This window comes from Paludibacter sp. 221 (assembly GCF_010501035.1).
GTDB lineage: Bacteria > Bacteroidota > Bacteroidia > Bacteroidales > Paludibacteraceae > QVMH01.
Genome location: NZ_QVMH01000046.1, coordinates 1 through 16,327 on the forward strand (window position 1 = coordinate 1; position 16,327 = coordinate 16,327).

Sequence of the window (16,327 nt, forward strand, 5' to 3'; positions counted from 1 at the left end):
AGATAAAAGAACAAAAAGGACAAATGATAAAGGACAAGACTTATAGCTTGTAGCTGATAACTTGTAGCTAACTAAATCATTCTTCATTTTTGCTCGAAGAATGTGGGTGCAAATGTAAAGGCTTTGATTTTTTGAGGCAAATATTTAACGATAAGGCGATAAAAAACAAAACAAGAAATTACTATTTTTATCCTTTATCTTTTGTTTTCATTCTTTTATTCGTACCTGATAATTTTAGCAGGAGAAATTTTTGTTATCAGGTAAGAAGGCCCTACCATCATTAAAAGCGAAGCTAATAATGTGCCGATATTCAATAAAAGTACAAAGCCCCAATTAAAAGCAATAGGAACAGTAGCTGTATAATACGATTCGGGGTCTAACGGAATTATTCCGAAAAAATACTGTAAGGCACAGATAGTTAAGCCTATCAGATTTCCCCAAAGCATCCCTTTGAGAATAAGAAAGAGCGAGTGATATAAAAACACTTTCCTGACCGACCAATTACTCATTCCGAGCGACTTCAATATACCAATCATATTGGTACGTTCCAAGATAAGAATAAGCAACCCTGAAATCATAATAAACCCTGCAACTGCCAGCATTAGAAACAGAATAACCCATACATTCATATCAAGCAGGTTAAGCCAGCCAAAAATCTGTGGGTTAAGTTGTTCAATCGTACGTGTGAGATACGTTTCGCCACCTTTACTGAAACGGTTTGCAACGGTCATATAAACGTCATTTCCGGCTTGGGCAAGGTGGTCAAAATCATCAATTAATATCTCCAGTCCGCTAAATGCCGTGTCGTCCCACATATTTAACTGCCGCATGTGACGGATATCGGTCAGCAAAAACATTTTATCGTATTCTACAAAATCGGTAGAATACAATCCGGTTATGGTAAATTTACGAGCACGGATGTTATCCTGAATAAAATAGGTAAAAAAACTGTCGCCCAATTTCAGACCAAGCAGATTAGCCAAATAGCTTGAAATAATTACATTGTTTTGTAAACTGTCAGAAACATTCAGTATATCACCTTCCAGTAAATTCGACTTAAAAAAATCCCAGTCAAAGTCCTCTCCTACTCCTTTTAGTATTATCCCCTGAAAGTCCTCGTCGGTCTTTATAATGCCCGGCTTTGTTACAAATTTTTGCACATGCTTAACATGCTTAACAGACGAAATTTTATCTATCAAACCTTGCTCCATGTGTATGGGCTTCATTTCATAAGTATTGTTATTATCAAAGTTCGTAATCTGGATATGCCCTCCAAAACCGATTGTTTTGTTCTGAATTTCCTCTTTAAACCCTGTGATAACTGCAATAGCTACAATCATAACAGCCAGTCCGAGTGCCATTCCCACAATGGCAATACGAACTGCAGGGCGGGATACATTTTTCCTGCCCTGCTGAAAGTGTATGCGTTTTGCTATAAAATACTCGAAATTCATTATCAAGAAATCAGACTTTATAAATCTGATTTATGCCTTTTTCTAATTTGTTCTTCCCGGATAAACCTTCAGTGCGTTTTCTAAAACAACAAGTGCCTTTTTAAGGTCTTCCTTTTCAAGAACATACGCTATACGTACTTCATTCTTGCCCAACTCTTCGACCGTATAAAAACCCGATGCAGGCGACAGCATAACTGTTTGCCCTTCGTACTCGTAATCAGAAAGCAGCCACGCGCAGAATTTATCTGCATCATCAATCGGAAGGCGTGCCACAGTATAAAACGCCCCCATTGGTATCGGAGAATACACTCCCTCAATACGGTTCAGCCCATCTATCAGAAATTTACGACGCTCAAGGTATTCGTTATACATTTCAAGCATATAATCATCGGGAGTATCCATCGACGCCTCAGCAGCTATTTGCCCTAACAGCGGAGGGCTTAAACGTGCCTGACAGAATTTCATCACATTTTTCCGTACTTCTTTATTCTTGGTTATCAGCGTACCTATACGAATACCACATTCGCTGTAACGCTTCGAAACCGAATCAATCAAAACTACATTTTCCTCAATACCATCTAAATGGAAAGCAGAAATATAGGGTGCATTGGTATAGCAAAATTCACGGTAAACCTCGTCCGAAAACAGATACAAATCATATTTCTTTACCAGGTCACGAATTTTATTCATCTCGGCACGGGTGTACAAGTAGCCCGTCGGATTGTTTGGGTTACATATCAGGATTCCCTTTGTACGGGGAGTTATCAGTTCTTCAAATTTTTCAATCGGAGGCAGCGCAAACCCTTCTTCGATAGTAGAAACTACAGCCTTAACTACTGCTCCCGCTGCTATTGCAAATGCGGTATAGTTGGCATAAGCAGGTTCAGGCACTATTATCTCATCGCCCGGGTCAAGACAACTCATAAACGCAAAGTTTACAGCCTCCGAGCCTCCTGTGGTGACAATTATATCCTCGTCAGTTACATCAATATTAAATTTACGGTAATAGCCGGCAAATTTTGATTTTAAACTGCTTATCCCGTCACTGGGGCTATATTCCAATACTTCGCGCGAGATGTTATGAATAGCATCCAAGGCTACCTGAGGAGTTTTCAAATCGGGCTGTCCGATATTAAGATGATAAACTTTAATTCCACGAGCTTTAGCCTTATTTGACAAAGGCACTAATTTTCGGATTGGAGACTCCGGCATAGCCTGTCCACGCTGCGAAGTTTGCGGCATATTCTTACAATGTTACTGTTTTGTTTAAAACTAAGAAATTGAAAATAAAGCTACAAAAATAACAATTAAAATAATATTATAGTACCCTATATCATATTTTACTCCGTTACTTTAATATCGCGAACCATCAGTTGCATATTAGAGCTACCTCCAAAGTTATTTTCTTCTACCGTATAACAGATATCCAACGGGGTAAGAGCCTTTAAATGCTCATTATATTCGTACATACCAAAAGCAATACCATTCATCACGTTTTCTGAACTGGAATCTATCAGTTCCATTTTCAAGTGTTCTTGCTCACGCCCTACGAGCCGGCTTGTACCATAGTCAAAAACCCGTTTGGATACAAAAATCGGTTTCATATTGCCCGGTCCAAAAGGGGCAAACTGCTTTAACACCCTGAAAAACTTGGGAGTAATATCTTGAAATTGAAGAACCGCATCAACATCTATCTGAGGAAAAGTTTGTTCTTCCAGAATATTTTCGTTCACGTATTCTTCAAACCGCCTCGAAAACTCCGGTATATTTTCCTCTTTTATGGATAAGCCCGCAGCATACATGTGCCCACCGAAATTTTCCAACAAATCGCGACAGGATTCAATCGCCTTATATAAGTCAAATCCCTGTACCGAACGCGCCGACCCCGAAGCTACCCCGTTCGATTTGGTAAGTACGATAGACGGACGATAAAACTCTTCGGACAAACGTGAGGCTACAATACCAATAACGCCTTTGTGCCAATCGGGATTGTAAAGTACAATGGATTTGCGGTTGTTCAGTTCCTCATTTGTTTTAATAAGTGATATTGCTTCGTCGGTAATATTCTTATCTAAGCCCTTCCTGTCGTTGTTATACTCATTAATAGTTTCACCTTTTTCCTTTGCAAAATTATAATCGCGCGAAACTAATAGCTGTACCGACTCCGATGCCAGCTTCATACGTCCTGAGGCATTTATACGGGGGCCTATTTTGAATACTATATCGCTGATAGTAATATCCTTATCGCTCAGTCCGCACACATCGACAATAGCTTTTACCCCTACACTCGGACTTGAGTTGAGCTGCTTCAGTCCATAATATGCCAACACACGGTTCTCGCCCGTGATAGGGACAATATCAGACGCAATACTCAACGCAACTAAATCGAGCAACGGAAGTAAAAGAGAAAACTCAAGATTATTTACTTTGGAGAAACCTTGCAGGAGTTTGAAGCCTACCCCACAGCCTGAAAGGTGCTTATAAGGGTAGTTGCAATCATCACGCTTAGGGTCGAGCACTGCAACTGCCGGAGGCAATACAGCGTCGGGGGTATGATGGTCGCATATTATAAAATCGATACCCAGACTGGTTGCATACTTTATTTTTTCAACAGCTTTTATGCCACAGTCCAAAGCCACTATCAGAGAAAAACCATTCTCTGCCGCGTACTCAATTCCCTTGATAGAAATACCATAACCTTCGGTATATCTGTCAGGGATATAAAAATCGACATTGCTTATAAACTGCTTAAGAAACTTATAAACCAACGAAACCGATGTTGTTCCATCTACATCATAATCGCCATATATCAGTATTTTTTCGTTATGCTGCATGGCCTTTGTCAGGCGCTCTACAGCCTTATCCATATCCGCCATCAAAAACGGGTCATGCAAATCGGATAAATCCGGACGGAAAAATTTACGTGCATCCTCATACGTAGTAATGCCACGCTGCACTAATAATTGTGCTAATATAGGGCTTATGCTTAAATCTTCTGCTAATCTGTTTCGTTCTTCTTCTTGTTCTTTAGTTAATTTTCGGTATACCCACTTATTTATCATTATTAAAAACTTTTTCGCTTCAAATACCAACTGCACTCATCCACAAAACATCATCAATAGCTTATCGTTCAGCCTCATACAAAAACAATAAGAAAGCACGTGCAGCCTCTCAATGGCATTTTGTAAAGTTACGAAAAAAAAGTGACTCGTCAATACTATTTATATTGATGCTAAAATAAGGAGGAGTTTTTCTTAATAAATCAAGCTCTTTTCAACAACGACCTATCATACCACGAACGTGGTTTCTTGTCGATGATATAGAGTGTAACAATGGTCATTACCACCCCAATAACGGAACCTGCAAGAACATCAGAAGCAAAATGTTGCGAAAGGTAAATACGCGAATATCCTGTAAGCATGGCAAGTAAAACATACAGAAAATGAAGTTCTTTTCTTTTTGTAAGGAAGGCAAGTGAAAGGAAAAGCGCAAAAGCAGACGTAGTATGCCCCGAAGGAAAGCTATGGGCCGAGTGCATCCTTACATCCAAAACCTGCTGAAGGGTAATATCAGGAAAATGTTCTGCAAAGAAACTTTTGGGGCGTGGCATATCGAATATCCGTTTTAATATCTGTGCCACTACTCCTGCGGCAATCTGTGCCCCCAAAACCAACAGAGCAGCACGGTATTTATAAAACAATAATCCTGCCCCAACTACAAATGGCACCCAGCTACCAACTTCTGTAATAATTCTGAAAAACACATCCATAAAAGGCGTATGCACCGAATTAAGCCACAGATGTAATTCAGCCTTTTCGTTCAGAATAAGCATAACAGCCAATGCTACAACAAAAACTCCGTAAGGAATCCAGAACGCCCAGTATTGCTTCAAATTTTTCATCAACTTATATAGATAAATTTATTAATATCATTTTTTAATAGCACGTAAAATTTCCCTTTTGCCGGGAGGCCCCGGTAGCCGCTCTACAAAAAAGCCTGCAGCCTGCATAGCACGCCGCACTATGCCTTTGGAGCAATAAGTAGTAAGTACAGCACCTTCATTTGCATGCCGGTAAAGCATATCGAAAATCTGCTGACTCCACATTTCGGGCTGTTTTTCGGGCGAAAACGCATCAAAATAAATCAAATCATACGAATCAGTTAGTTGCAGTTTTGTAAAATCTGCCTGTATTTTCTCCAATGTAAAAAAAGGAGTTATTGATTCTCGCGTATCCCATACAGCCTCATGCAGTTTTTTAAAACAACATTCACTTTCTGCATCAATTTGCTGCACATAGTTCAATTTATTCAGAATATCTCCCCCTACAGGGAAATACTCTACCGAAGTGTAAGAAACACTCTTGCCCTGTTCTTTTGCTTTTAGTAAAGTTAAGAAAGCGTTCAATCCCGTACCAAAGCCAACTTCAAATATTTTAATGTCTGTTTTATCGCAACTCTCCCACCCAGCTTTTATGAAAATATGCTCGGACTCCTGAATTGCTCCATTTTCAGAATGGTAACATTCCTGTACCATAGGAGAGAACAGGGTATGAGAACCGTCTTTTGTTATTTTAAGGCTATTTTCCATAAAGGGAATTTTTGAAGTAGGCAAAGTTACTTATTTGACACAAACAAAACAACCGTCGCTTTCGTAAAAAACGACGGTTGTCCATATTATAAATAACCCGGATAGATATTATCTACCTGTATGCAATTTAATAGTTTTGTTTTTCTACTTCGAAATAGGCTTGAGGGTGAGCACAAGCAGGACATGCCTTAGGAGCTTCTTTGCCTGTATGAACATACCCGCAGTTGCGGCATTGCCAGTCGGTTTCTTCCTCGCGCGAAAAAGTTGTACCGTTTTCAAGACGTTCCAACAAACGGCGGTAACGGCTTTCGTGATGTGCCTCTACCGATGCTATTTTGCGGAAAGTATTCGCGATATTAGGAAATCCTTCTTGGTCAGCCACTTCTGCAAAACGGGGATAATCTTCCGACCATTCTTCATTCTCGCCCATTGCTGCTGCCAGCAGGTTTTCGGCTGTAGTTCCGATTACGCCGGCAGGGAAAGAAGCTGTAAACTCTACTTTACCGCCTTCAAGATATTTGAAAAATTTCTTAGCATGCTCTTTTTCCTGCTCTGCTGTTTCCAAAAAGATAGCAGCAATCTGCTCATAACCTTCTTTTTTTGCTACGCTCGAAAAATAAGTGTAACGCATACGAGCTTGACTCTCACCTGCAAACGACTGAAGCAGGTTTTTTTCTGTCTGTGTTCCTTTTAAACTTTTCATTGCTTGTAATATTTAATTTGTATTAATATTTATTTTGTAATCATTTCAATTGTATTGCAAAGGTAATAATTTTATCGTGATTACAAAATTATTTTATTAACAAATTCACTTTATAAAGATAATAAAGAGGTTATTTTCACAATTGAAGCAACTATATTGAACCATTAAACAAACGTCCCTGCCAAGTGTTTCTCTCTTGTAAACGTTTCTTTATCCTTGCTGTAAATTCAAAGTTTTTCAAGCCCCAGTCAGGAGCTATTAACAAATCTGCGGGCGATTGCGAGACAAACCGTTCAATTGCAATACGGGGATTCAGGCGTTCGACAAAATCTACTGCCACATCAATATACTCGTCTACCCCGAACAACTGAAACCATTCGGGATTTTCTACATACTGTTGAGCCATCTTTGTACCTTTTATTATCTGCAACTGATGCAGTTTCAGAGCTGTCAAAGGAAGTTTTGATATTTTATCGGCATGCGAAATAATTATCTCCCGCGACTCTTTAGGCAAGCCCAAAATCAAATGCGCACCTGCACGAATACCTCGTTCCGAGGTTTTAACAACTACCTCTTCGCAACAAGCATAATCATGTCCGCGATTGATTAATTCCAATGTTTCATCATTTGTCGACTCTATACCATACTCTATCATTATATAGTATTTTTTTGCCAACTCAGCGAAATAATCAAGCAGCTCGTCACTCACACAATCGGGGCGCGTGCCTATAACCAACCCTATAACTTTAGGATGCGAGAGGGCTTCGGCATACAACGACTTCAGGTATTCCGTATCCCCATAAGTATTAGTATAGGACTGGAAGTAAGCCAAGTAACGTTGCGTGCGGTATTTGTTTTTGAAAAACGCTATCCCCTCCTCCACTTGCTTCGACACACTGCTTGTAGGCTTGCAGTATTCGGGACTAAAGGTTTGATTGTTGCAATATGTGCAGCCTCCAACTCCCTTGCTTCCATCCCGGTTGGGACAGGTAAAGCCCGCATTTACAGATATTTTCTGGATTCTTCCCGAAAATTCTTCTTTCAGCACAAGATTATAGTTCAAATAGCGTTCGTCCATATATCAAAAAAATGCTGATGCATTAAATAGTGTTCTGCATTTTGTTCACCAAAAGCTCCGTAGGAGCATAAGTTTGGTAATAAGATGTTATAGCAGGTATTATTTCGTGCCATAGGTACGAAACTTTTGCAACAAGTAGCGTACCTACGGCACGCAGATGGCATATTACGAATAGTTATTACCCAACTGTCGTCCCCTACGGGACTTTAAGAGTTGAAGTAAAAATTCAAATCAAGAAATATTTTTGCATATTGCTATAAAACAAATAGTTGACAAAAAAACTTGATGCAGCCCTTAAATATTTTTTTTGTTACGTATGGAAAGGAAACGCCATTCTCTATCCCAAGAACGGCGTTTCTTCACAAATAATCAGATTTACAGTTATCAAAAAAAGGCTATACACCCAATGATTTGCGCACTGCTTCTATTTTAGCATCAGCTAAGGCTTCCGCTTCCGCATATCCCTCACGCGATTTCAATTCGCCGCGAACTTCAACGTAGAACTTAATTTTAGGTTCGGTACCCGAAGGGCGTACTGATATTTTCGTGCCGTCTTCGGTAAAAAACTGCAATACGTTCGACGTTGTAGGCATATCCAGTGCTTCCTCTTTTCCGTTAAGAGTTTCTTTCATTTTAAGCGTTTGATAATCTTTTATCAAGCTCACTTTAGAGCCTGCTATTTCCTTTGGAGGATTGTTGCGGAAATCAGTCATTATAGCAGCAATTTCTTCTGCACCCGATTTACCTTTGCGCACTACCGAAATGCCTTTTTCTCTTCCGTAGCCATACTCCAGATAAATATCCTGTAGCAATTGGTATATCGACTTTCCATTGTCTTTAGCCCATGCTGCCATCTCGGCCATAAGCGTACACGAGGATACGGCATCTTTATCGCGAACGAATGTTTCGGGCAAAAATCCATAACTCTCCTCGCCTCCTCCTATATATTGTTTATTGCCTTCGTTTTCGCGCATTACTGCTGCAATCCACTTAAATCCGGTATAACAATCGTAAAGCTCTACACCATTTTTTCGGGCAATGTCTTTCACAATCTCTGTTGTTACAATGGTCTTTACCACATATTCATTTCCTTTTATTTTGCCCAATTCTTTCCAACGTGTAATCAGGTAATAAATAAACATCATACAAGTTTGATTGCCATTTACCAGTATCCACTCACCCTTGTCATCTTTCACCGCAATGCCCAAACGGTCAGCATCGGGGTCTGAAGCCATTACTATATCGGCATCTACCTCTTTCGCTTTATTCACAGCCATTGCAAGTGCAGCAGGTTCTTCGGGATTAGGCGATACAACTGTCGGAAAATCACCGCTCACAACATCTTGCTCCGGTACGTGGATTATATTCTTGAAACCATATTCCTGCAATGCCTGAGGAATAAGTTTTACACCTGTTCCATGTATCGGAGTGTAAACTATTTTTAAATCACTGTTTCTCTTTATCGAATCCGGCGAAAGAGACAATGTTTTTATTGCATCAATATATACTTTATCAATTTCTTCGCCAATGATTTCAATCAGTTCCGGATTTCCTTTAAACCTGATGTCGTTTACATCCGTAATTTTCTCAACCTCTTTTATCACATTCACATCGTGCGGAGCTATCATTTGCGCCCCATCGTCCCAATATGCCTTATAGCCATTGTATTCTTTCGGATTGTGCGATGCAGTGATGATAATACCACTTTGGCAACCTAAATGACGAATGGCAAACGATGCTTCGGGAGTAGGACGAAGATCATCAAAAAGATATACTTTGATACCGTTGGCCGAAAAAATATCGGCTGATATTTCAGCAAATTTACGGCTGTTGTTACGGCAGTCGTGCCCGATAACTACACTAATTTGCGGCAGTGTAGCAAATTGGGATTTCAGATAATTACTCAAACCCTGTGTTGCAGCACCCACTGTATATATATTCATGCGGTTTGTACCCACACCCATTATTCCACGCAAACCACCGGTGCCAAATTCCAAATCTTTGTAAAATGATTCTATCAGTTCTGTTTTATCCGGCGCATCCATCAGGCGGCGAACTTCTTTTTTTGTTTCATCATCGTAGTTCCCATCTATCCAAAGCTGGGCTTTAGTCATCACTTCTTTCAGTAAATCATTGTTTTCCATACAGTTATATTTTCGTTATTTTCTTCATTTTGGATTGTTAAAGATAATTTTTTTTTCGGATGGAGAAAAATATATTTAGAATGAAGTAGTAAAATACGTAGATTTTTTCGAATGTTTTCATATATTTGTTTCGCATACAATAAAAAAACACAATATGAAACTTTTGCTGATAAGTAATTCCACCAATCCGGGAGAGCCTTACCTTGATTACCCGAAGTCCGAAATTAAAAAGTTTTTAGGAGCTGAAAGCGTCGAAGCCGTATTTATCCCTTATGCGGCGGTTACGTTTTCGTACGACGAGTATGAAGCTAAAGTCAATAACCGTTTTTCTGAAATTGGGCACAAGGTTAAAAGCATACATCATTTTGCCGACCCTGTCGAAGCTATAAGAGAGGCCGAAGCCATAGTTGTAGGCGGTGGCAACACATGGAAACTGGTACGAATGATGCACGATAACGGCATTATCTCCGAAATACGGAAAAAGGTATTGTCCGGAACTCCATATATAGGATGGAGCGCAGGCTCCAATGTAGCATGCCCTACCCTACGCACTACTAATGATATGCCTATAATCAACCCCATGACATTTGAAACATGCAATCTGGTTCCGTTTCAAATCAATCCGCATTATTTGGATAATAACCCTGCAAATCATGGAGGCGAAACACGTGAGCAACGAATTGAAGAATTTATTACCGAAAACCAGGATGTATATGTAGTAGGACTACGCGAAGGAACTATGCTACATTATGACAACGGAAACCTTAAGCTTATAGGCAACCGCCCTGTACGTGTTTTCAAATATGGGGAAACGCCTTTAGAACTAACGGCTACAGATGATTTAAATTTTCTGTTGAAATAAACGTTTTTCGGAAAGGAGAACCCAATGCAAAAAAAAGTACTGCTACACACATGTTGTGCACCTTGTTCGGCCGCTATCATCGAGTGGCTGTTGAACAACGGCATGGAGCCTGTACTTTTTTATTACAACCCCAACATTTACCCTGATAACGAATACGAAATCAGAAAAAACGAATGCACAAAATACGTCAACAAATTGAATATCAAGATAATAGACGCAGATTATAATCACAAAGACTGGCGTAAAAGCATAAGTGGCTTAGAGAACGAACCTGAACGTGGAAAGCGTTGTTTGCAATGTTTTAAGCTAAGACTATATGAAACGGCAAGGTATGCCTCTGAACTTGAAATAAAATTATTCGCCACTACCCTTGCCTCCTCGCGCTGGAAAGACCTGAAACAAATTTCAGAAGCCGGCATGTGGGCTGCAAGCCAATTTCAGAACACCGAGTTTTGGGATAAAAACTGGAGAAAGGAAGGACTAAGCGAACGCAGGAAAGAGTTATTGCTGCAAAACGGATTTTACAACCAAAACTACTGCGGCTGCGAGTTCAGCATAAAAAAATAAAATACTGTATACCTTTTATAATATTATGCGGCTTTAGGCTCTTTAATCAGTCATTTTTTCAAAACCATTTTTTCCGTTTGAAATACCACAACATACCAATCACTACAACTGCCATTACTACCCACATAGCTATATAACCGTATTTCCAACCCAGCTCCGGGATGTATTCAAAGTTAGTACCATATACCCCCACTATAAATGTTATTGGAATAAATATAACGGATATGATGGTCAAAACTTTCATGATATCGTTCAGCTTTGTGCTTATGCTTGTGTGGTATATATTTACAAGGTCGTAAAGCATTTCGCGATAAGTATCAGAAATGTCGTTCGCATCCTTCATGTTATCCAGCAACTCTCTGAAATGAATGTTATTCTCGTCGTGTAAACAGTCAGAATCAAGTTTTACGAGGTTTGCTATCATCTCTCTTGCCGGCTTAATATGACGGCGAAAATAGCTCAACTCTCTTTTATATACATTCACCTTTTGCAATATATCTTTATCAAAATCCTCGTCCTTATCATATAGGTAATCCTCCAGTATTTCTATTTTATCGCCAATAATTCCCATTATATATATGTAATTATCGATAATAATATCGAGCAGTGCAAATGCCAGATAATCGCTTCCGGCTGTACGTATTTTCTTATTATACTTGCGTATACGCTCGCGTACGGGATTGAACATTGTGCCCGGCTGCTCCTGAAAAGATATCAATGTGTTCTCAAAAATAATCAGGCTGAAATTATCTACCGAAAGCCGTTTCTGTCTTTTATGATACTGAAAGGTTTTCAGTGTGATAAAGACCCCCGTTCCAAAATCCTCCAGTTTCGGGCGAATGTCCGGATTCATCACATCCGACATGATATTGGCAGGTATGTCAAATACCGAAGCTATATTTTCCATCACGGCAGCATCATGCAATCCGTTCACATTCAACCATGAGAAATCCGAAGAATCTTTTATTTGCCTCAAATCATCTACCGACTCCACCTCTGTTTCCCTCACATCATTGGTGTTATAATCAATAAGCTGCATGCCCACTTTATTAACCTTCTGTTGACCTCTGAAAACCAAAGCATAGGGAGACAATCCGATATCTTCCCGTTTTTTACGTGTGTACCTCGCCATAATAAACCTTAATAAAAATAATTTACATTTATTATAACAATACCCAATACAAAAAGTTAGAAATAAGAAAAATTATATACAAGAGAAAAGCCTCCCATAATTATTTATGGAAGGCTTTTCTCTTGTTTTATTTTAATTTATGTACGTATGGTTTACATGTTTGATTCCTGATTCCAGCTTGGAATTAAGTTACGGTCGCCAAAAGCATTATCCACACGCGCTACATTTATCCAGAACTTATTTTCGGCTATCCAATCGAGCGGATAAGCTGCTTTAGCCCTTGAATAAGCGTGAGTCCATTCGTCCGCAGTTATTACATACTGAGGGTGCGGAGCATTTACAAGCACATTGTCTTCTTTGTCTGCCGTACCGTTTTCAATCTCTTTTATCTCTGCATAAATTTGAAGCATCGATTCTGCAAAACGGTCTAACTCCGCCAGCGATTCACTCTCGGTAGGTTCAATCATCAATGTACCATGTACAGGGAATGAAAGTGTAGGAGCATGGAATCCATAGTCCATCAAACGCTTGGCAATATCCGTCTCGGTAACACCGCTTGTAGCCTTAAAGTTACGACATTCCAGAATAAGCTCGTGCCCTACCCTTCCGGTAGCCCCTGAATACACTATTCCATAGGTGTCTTTCAGTTTGTTTGCTAAATAGTTAGCATTCAGAATAGCAATTTTTGTAGAATGTGTCAATCCTTTTTCGCCCAGCATACGAATATAACCGTAAGTTACAAAAACGATTCCTGCACTACCATAAGGCGAAGCTGAAACGGTATTCAGCCCAAAATCCAGACTTGGTAAAAATGGCACAAGATGCTCGGTAACACAGATTGGGCCTTCGCCGGGACCACCCCCACCGTGTGGATTGGCAAATGTTTTATGTAGGTTTAAGTGACAAACATCCGCGCCTATGAAACCCGGATTTGTCAAACCTACCTGTGCATTCATGTTCGCCCCATCCATATATACCTGTCCGCCACACTCATGAACAATCTCGCACATCTCGCGGATACAAGTTTCGAATATACCGTGTGTCGAAGGATAAGTAATCATACAACCCGCCAGTTTATCTTTGTTTTCCAAAGCCTTTTCTTTCCAGTCGTCCAGATTTACATTTCCTTTTTCATCAGTCTTTGTTACCACAATATCAAATCCCGCCTGTATCGCACTTGCCGGGTTGGTACCATGTGCCGAAGCCGGAATAAGAATAATATTACGATGTGTTTCACCTTTCGAGCGAAGGTATTCACGTATAGTTACCAGTCCGGCATACTCACCGGCTGCACCCGAATTGGGTTGGAAACTGCATCCTGCAAATCCGGTAATTTCGGAAAGGTATTCTCCCAGATTTTCGAGCATTTCGTTATAACCTTCGGTTTGGTCGGCCGGAGCAAATGGGTGGATACCTGTAAATTCAGGTCGGCTCAATGCAAACATCTCTGACGCAGCATTTAGCTTCATTGTACACGACCCCAATGCAATCATCGAATGTGTAAGCGAAATATCACGGCGCTCAAGTTTTTTGATATAGCGCATCATGTCGGTTTCGCTACGGTATTTTTTAAATACCTCGTGTGTAAGGTAATCCGATTTACGTTCGAAACCTTCGTCAAAAGCCTTCAAGCCTTCTATATCCGATGCCTTGGCGTATGCAGGCATATTATCTGCTGCAGTTGCAAATATCTCAATCAGCGTATTTACATCTTCAATGTCGGTTGTCTCGTCAATACTTAACCCAACTTCACCTGTCTCGAAGTAATGAAAATTAACTTCGCGCTCTAATGCTTTAGCACGGAACTTATCCAACGATACAGTTTGAGGTAATGTTATCTTTAAGGTATCAAAGAAATTCTCGTTTTCCTGTGCATAACCATATACAGGCAATATCTCGTTAATATACGTAGTAATAGAATGAATACGCGATGCAATAGAACGGATGCCGTCCGCTCCATGATAAACTGCATAAAATCCTGACATAACAGCTAATAAAGCCTGAGCCGTACAGATATTTGAAGTAGCTTTTTCGCGTTTAATGTGTTGCTCACGGGTTTGCAGCGCCATACGCAAAGCAGGTTTTTCGTTAGCATCTTTACTGATGCCAATGATACGTCCCGGCATATCGCGTTTATATTCGTCGCGTGTAGCAAAATAAGCTGCCGACGGGCCTCCGTAGTACATAGGCGTACCAAAACGTTGTGCCGAACCAAATGCAATATCTGCTCCCCATTCTCCCGGAGGAGTAAGCAGGGCAAGAGCCATCAAATCAGCAGCTACAGCAACTTTACAGCCAGCCTCATGAGCCTGTGATACAAATGCGGTATAATCTTCGATATTTCCGTTTGAGTTCGGATACTGAACGATAGCTCCAAAATGTTTCTCGGTGAATTTAACGGTAGAAAAATCCCCTGTTTCTATTTCGATGCCTTGCCCCGTCATGCGTGTACGGAGTACAGCCAAGGTTTGAGGGAATGTGTTATTATCCACAAAAAGCACATTGGCTCCGGTTTTTACCTTGTCGCGGCTCCGTAAGTTGTACATCATGGTTGCCGATTCGGCTGCAGCAGTAGCTTCGTCCAATAGTGAAGCATTGGCAAGCGGAAGACCCGTAAAATCGGAAATAGCTGTCTGAAAGTTCAAAAGAGCTTCCAAGCGTCCTTGCGAAATTTCGGCCTGATATGGGGTGTATGATGTGTACCAAACAGGATTTTCCAACACGTTGCGCAGGATAACCGCAGGCGTACATGTATCGTACCATCCTTGTCCGATGTACGAAGTATAGAGCTTGTTCTTCGAGGCTAACTCGGCTATGTGCTCCGAATATTTACGCTCAGTAAGCGGCTCGGGCAAATCAAGAGCCTTTTTTAAACGGATATTAGCCGGAATAGTCTGTTCTATCAGTTCGTCCAACGATTTCACTCCGACTGTTTGAAGCATTTTAACTTCATCTTGTTCCGAAACGCCAATGTGGCGGGGTTGTAAAAAGTCCATATTATATAAATGTGTTTAAAATAGTTTCAAGTAATTAGTTCTTAAAGGTTTTGTTCACCTTCTGATTAAATGCCAAAGTTAAGGCATTCTTTGGAAAAAATACGACTAAAAATCAAAAAAATAATGAATTTCGGAAAGTTTCAGAACACTGATTTTTTTAACTATTTTTGCCCTGAAATATAGACGTACTTATTTTATAAATACATAATATGAAAAAAATAATCAACCCCTGGCTTAACCTGGATGGCTACATGTGTTTTGCTTGTTCGCCAAACAACCCTTCGGGGCTACACATGGAGTTTTATGAAGATGGTGACGATATTGTTGGACTTTGGAAACCGGATAAGCATATGCAAAGCTGGCTAAATACGCTTCACGGCGGTATTCAAAGCACATTGATGGACGAAGTGGGAGGCTGGGTTATCGTAAGGAAATTGCAAACTACGGGAGTAACATCACGGCTTGATGCCAAGTTTATAAAAAACATTTCAACAAATGAGCCACAATTGACTGTAAGGGGAAGAATAAAAGAACAGAAACGGCATGTAGTGTTTTTAGAGACTGAAATATACAACTCGCAAAACGAGTTATGTGCCAGTGCAAACATTGTTTACTTCACCGTAAGTAAGGAACGGGCGTTAAACGAATTTGGTTTCGAAGGCTGTAAAACCGAAGGTGAATGAAGCTAAATTCTTTTAGTACATGGCAATAAACTGAATCGCAATCAGTATTTTGCTGACATTAAATAATTTTGTTTAAGTTATCGACTTCCTTTTGCCTTGATGCAAAAGGAACAAAAACTA

13 protein-coding genes are annotated in these 16,327 nt (G+C 40.1%); 3 read left to right on the forward strand and 10 right to left on the reverse strand.

Translation table 11 applies throughout. From position 1 onward, the window contains the following. Positions 1–215: 215 nt before the first annotated feature. The 8 genes from D0T49_RS09995 to D0T49_RS10030 all read right to left on the reverse strand — a co-directional run bounded on the left by D0T49_RS09995 (position 216) and on the right by D0T49_RS10030 (position 9,967). The gene (locus D0T49_RS09995) at positions 216–1,454 is read right to left on the reverse strand and encodes an FtsX-like permease family protein (protein ID WP_163630959.1); all 1,239 of its coding nucleotides are present in this window, start codon (positions 1,452–1,454) and stop codon (positions 216–218) included. Positions 1,455–1,496: 42 nt separating this feature from the next. Next, positions 1,497–2,696 carry a pyridoxal phosphate-dependent aminotransferase gene (locus D0T49_RS10000; protein ID WP_163630961.1) on the reverse strand — a complete coding sequence of 400 codons (1,200 nt, stop codon included), beginning with the start codon at positions 2,694–2,696 and terminating at the stop codon, positions 1,497–1,499. Positions 2,697–2,794: 98 nt separating this feature from the next. Continuing rightward, positions 2,795–4,516, reverse strand: a complete 1,722-nt coding sequence (gene recJ, locus D0T49_RS10005) for a single-stranded-DNA-specific exonuclease RecJ (RefSeq protein WP_163630964.1) — start codon at positions 4,514–4,516, stop codon at positions 2,795–2,797. Between the two features lie 200 nt (positions 4,517–4,716). Further along, positions 4,717–5,355 (reverse strand): phosphatase PAP2 family protein, encoded by a 639-nt coding sequence (locus tag D0T49_RS10010; protein WP_163630966.1) that lies wholly within the window; start codon positions 5,353–5,355, stop codon positions 4,717–4,719. 27 nt (positions 5,356–5,382) lie between these two features. After that, entirely contained in the window at positions 5,383–6,042 is a 660-nt protein-coding gene (gene mnmD, locus D0T49_RS10015; RefSeq protein ID WP_163630968.1) for a tRNA (5-methylaminomethyl-2-thiouridine)(34)-methyltransferase MnmD, read from the reverse strand. 127 nt (positions 6,043–6,169) lie between these two features. Next, positions 6,170–6,745: a rubrerythrin gene (gene rbr / locus D0T49_RS10020; protein ID WP_163630970.1), complete on the reverse strand. Its 576-nt coding sequence runs from the start codon at positions 6,743–6,745 to the stop codon at positions 6,170–6,172. A 151-nt stretch (positions 6,746–6,896) separates the two neighbouring features. Then, positions 6,897–7,823, reverse strand: a complete 927-nt coding sequence (locus tag D0T49_RS10025; RefSeq protein WP_163630972.1) for a TIGR01212 family radical SAM protein — start codon at positions 7,821–7,823, stop codon at positions 6,897–6,899. Between the two features lie 395 nt (positions 7,824–8,218). Then, positions 8,219–9,967 carry a phospho-sugar mutase gene (locus tag D0T49_RS10030; RefSeq protein WP_163630974.1) on the reverse strand — a complete coding sequence of 583 codons (1,749 nt, stop codon included), beginning with the start codon at positions 9,965–9,967 and terminating at the stop codon, positions 8,219–8,221. A gap of 154 nt (positions 9,968–10,121) precedes the next feature. Between D0T49_RS10030 and pepE the strand changes: the two genes are divergently transcribed. Together pepE and D0T49_RS10040 are read left to right on the forward strand one after the other, a co-directional pair. Then, positions 10,122–10,829 carry a dipeptidase PepE gene (gene pepE / locus D0T49_RS10035; RefSeq protein ID WP_163630976.1) on the forward strand — a complete coding sequence of 236 codons (708 nt, stop codon included), beginning with the start codon at positions 10,122–10,124 and terminating at the stop codon, positions 10,827–10,829. A gap of 24 nt (positions 10,830–10,853) precedes the next feature. Further along, positions 10,854–11,396, forward strand: coding sequence for an epoxyqueuosine reductase QueH (locus tag D0T49_RS10040; RefSeq protein ID WP_163630978.1), 543 nt, complete (start codon positions 10,854–10,856; stop codon positions 11,394–11,396). Between the two features lie 58 nt (positions 11,397–11,454). Here the strand turns inward: D0T49_RS10040 and corA are convergent, their stop codons facing one another. After that, complete coding sequence (corA, locus tag D0T49_RS10045; protein WP_163630980.1) at positions 11,455–12,528, reverse strand: magnesium/cobalt transporter CorA; 1,074 nt, start codon at positions 12,526–12,528, stop codon at positions 11,455–11,457. Positions 12,529–12,680: 152 nt separating this feature from the next. Then, the gene (gene gcvP / locus D0T49_RS10050; protein WP_163630982.1) at positions 12,681–15,524 is read right to left on the reverse strand and encodes an aminomethyl-transferring glycine dehydrogenase; all 2,844 of its coding nucleotides are present in this window, start codon (positions 15,522–15,524) and stop codon (positions 12,681–12,683) included. Between the two features lie 209 nt (positions 15,525–15,733). Here gcvP and D0T49_RS10055 point away from each other — a divergent pair, with 209 nt between their 5' ends. Beyond that, a complete protein-coding gene (locus tag D0T49_RS10055; protein WP_163630984.1) occupies positions 15,734–16,207 on the forward strand; it encodes a PaaI family thioesterase in 474 nt (157 codons plus the stop codon). Positions 16,208–16,327: the final 120 nt, after the last annotated feature.

Bases quoted from the DNA above. Each gene is read 5' to 3' on its own strand.
- D0T49_RS09995 (WP_163630959.1), bottom strand. From the start codon at position 1,454: ATGAATTTCGAGTATTTTATAGCAAAACGCATACACTTTCAGCAGGGC.
- D0T49_RS10000 (WP_163630961.1), bottom strand. From the start codon at position 2,696: ATGCCGCAAACTTCGCAGCGTGGACAGGCTATGCCGGAGTCTCCAATC.
- recJ (WP_163630964.1), bottom strand. From the start codon at position 4,516: ATGATAAATAAGTGGGTATACCGAAAATTAACTAAAGAACAAGAAGAA.
- D0T49_RS10010 (WP_163630966.1), bottom strand. From the start codon at position 5,355: ATGAAAAATTTGAAGCAATACTGGGCGTTCTGGATTCCTTACGGAGTT.
- mnmD (WP_163630968.1), bottom strand. From the start codon at position 6,042: ATGGAAAATAGCCTTAAAATAACAAAAGACGGTTCTCATACCCTGTTC.
- rbr (WP_163630970.1), bottom strand. From the start codon at position 6,745: ATGAAAAGTTTAAAAGGAACACAGACAGAAAAAAACCTGCTTCAGTCG.
- D0T49_RS10025 (WP_163630972.1), bottom strand. From the start codon at position 7,823: ATGGACGAACGCTATTTGAACTATAATCTTGTGCTGAAAGAAGAATTT.
- D0T49_RS10030 (WP_163630974.1), bottom strand. From the start codon at position 9,967: ATGGAAAACAATGATTTACTGAAAGAAGTGATGACTAAAGCCCAGCTT.
- pepE (WP_163630976.1), top strand. From the start codon at position 10,122: ATGAAACTTTTGCTGATAAGTAATTCCACCAATCCGGGAGAGCCTTAC.
- D0T49_RS10040 (WP_163630978.1), top strand. From the start codon at position 10,854: ATGCAAAAAAAAGTACTGCTACACACATGTTGTGCACCTTGTTCGGCC.
- corA (WP_163630980.1), bottom strand. From the start codon at position 12,528: ATGGCGAGGTACACACGTAAAAAACGGGAAGATATCGGATTGTCTCCC.
- gcvP (WP_163630982.1), bottom strand. From the start codon at position 15,524: ATGGACTTTTTACAACCCCGCCACATTGGCGTTTCGGAACAAGATGAA.
- D0T49_RS10055 (WP_163630984.1), top strand. From the start codon at position 15,734: ATGAAAAAAATAATCAACCCCTGGCTTAACCTGGATGGCTACATGTGT.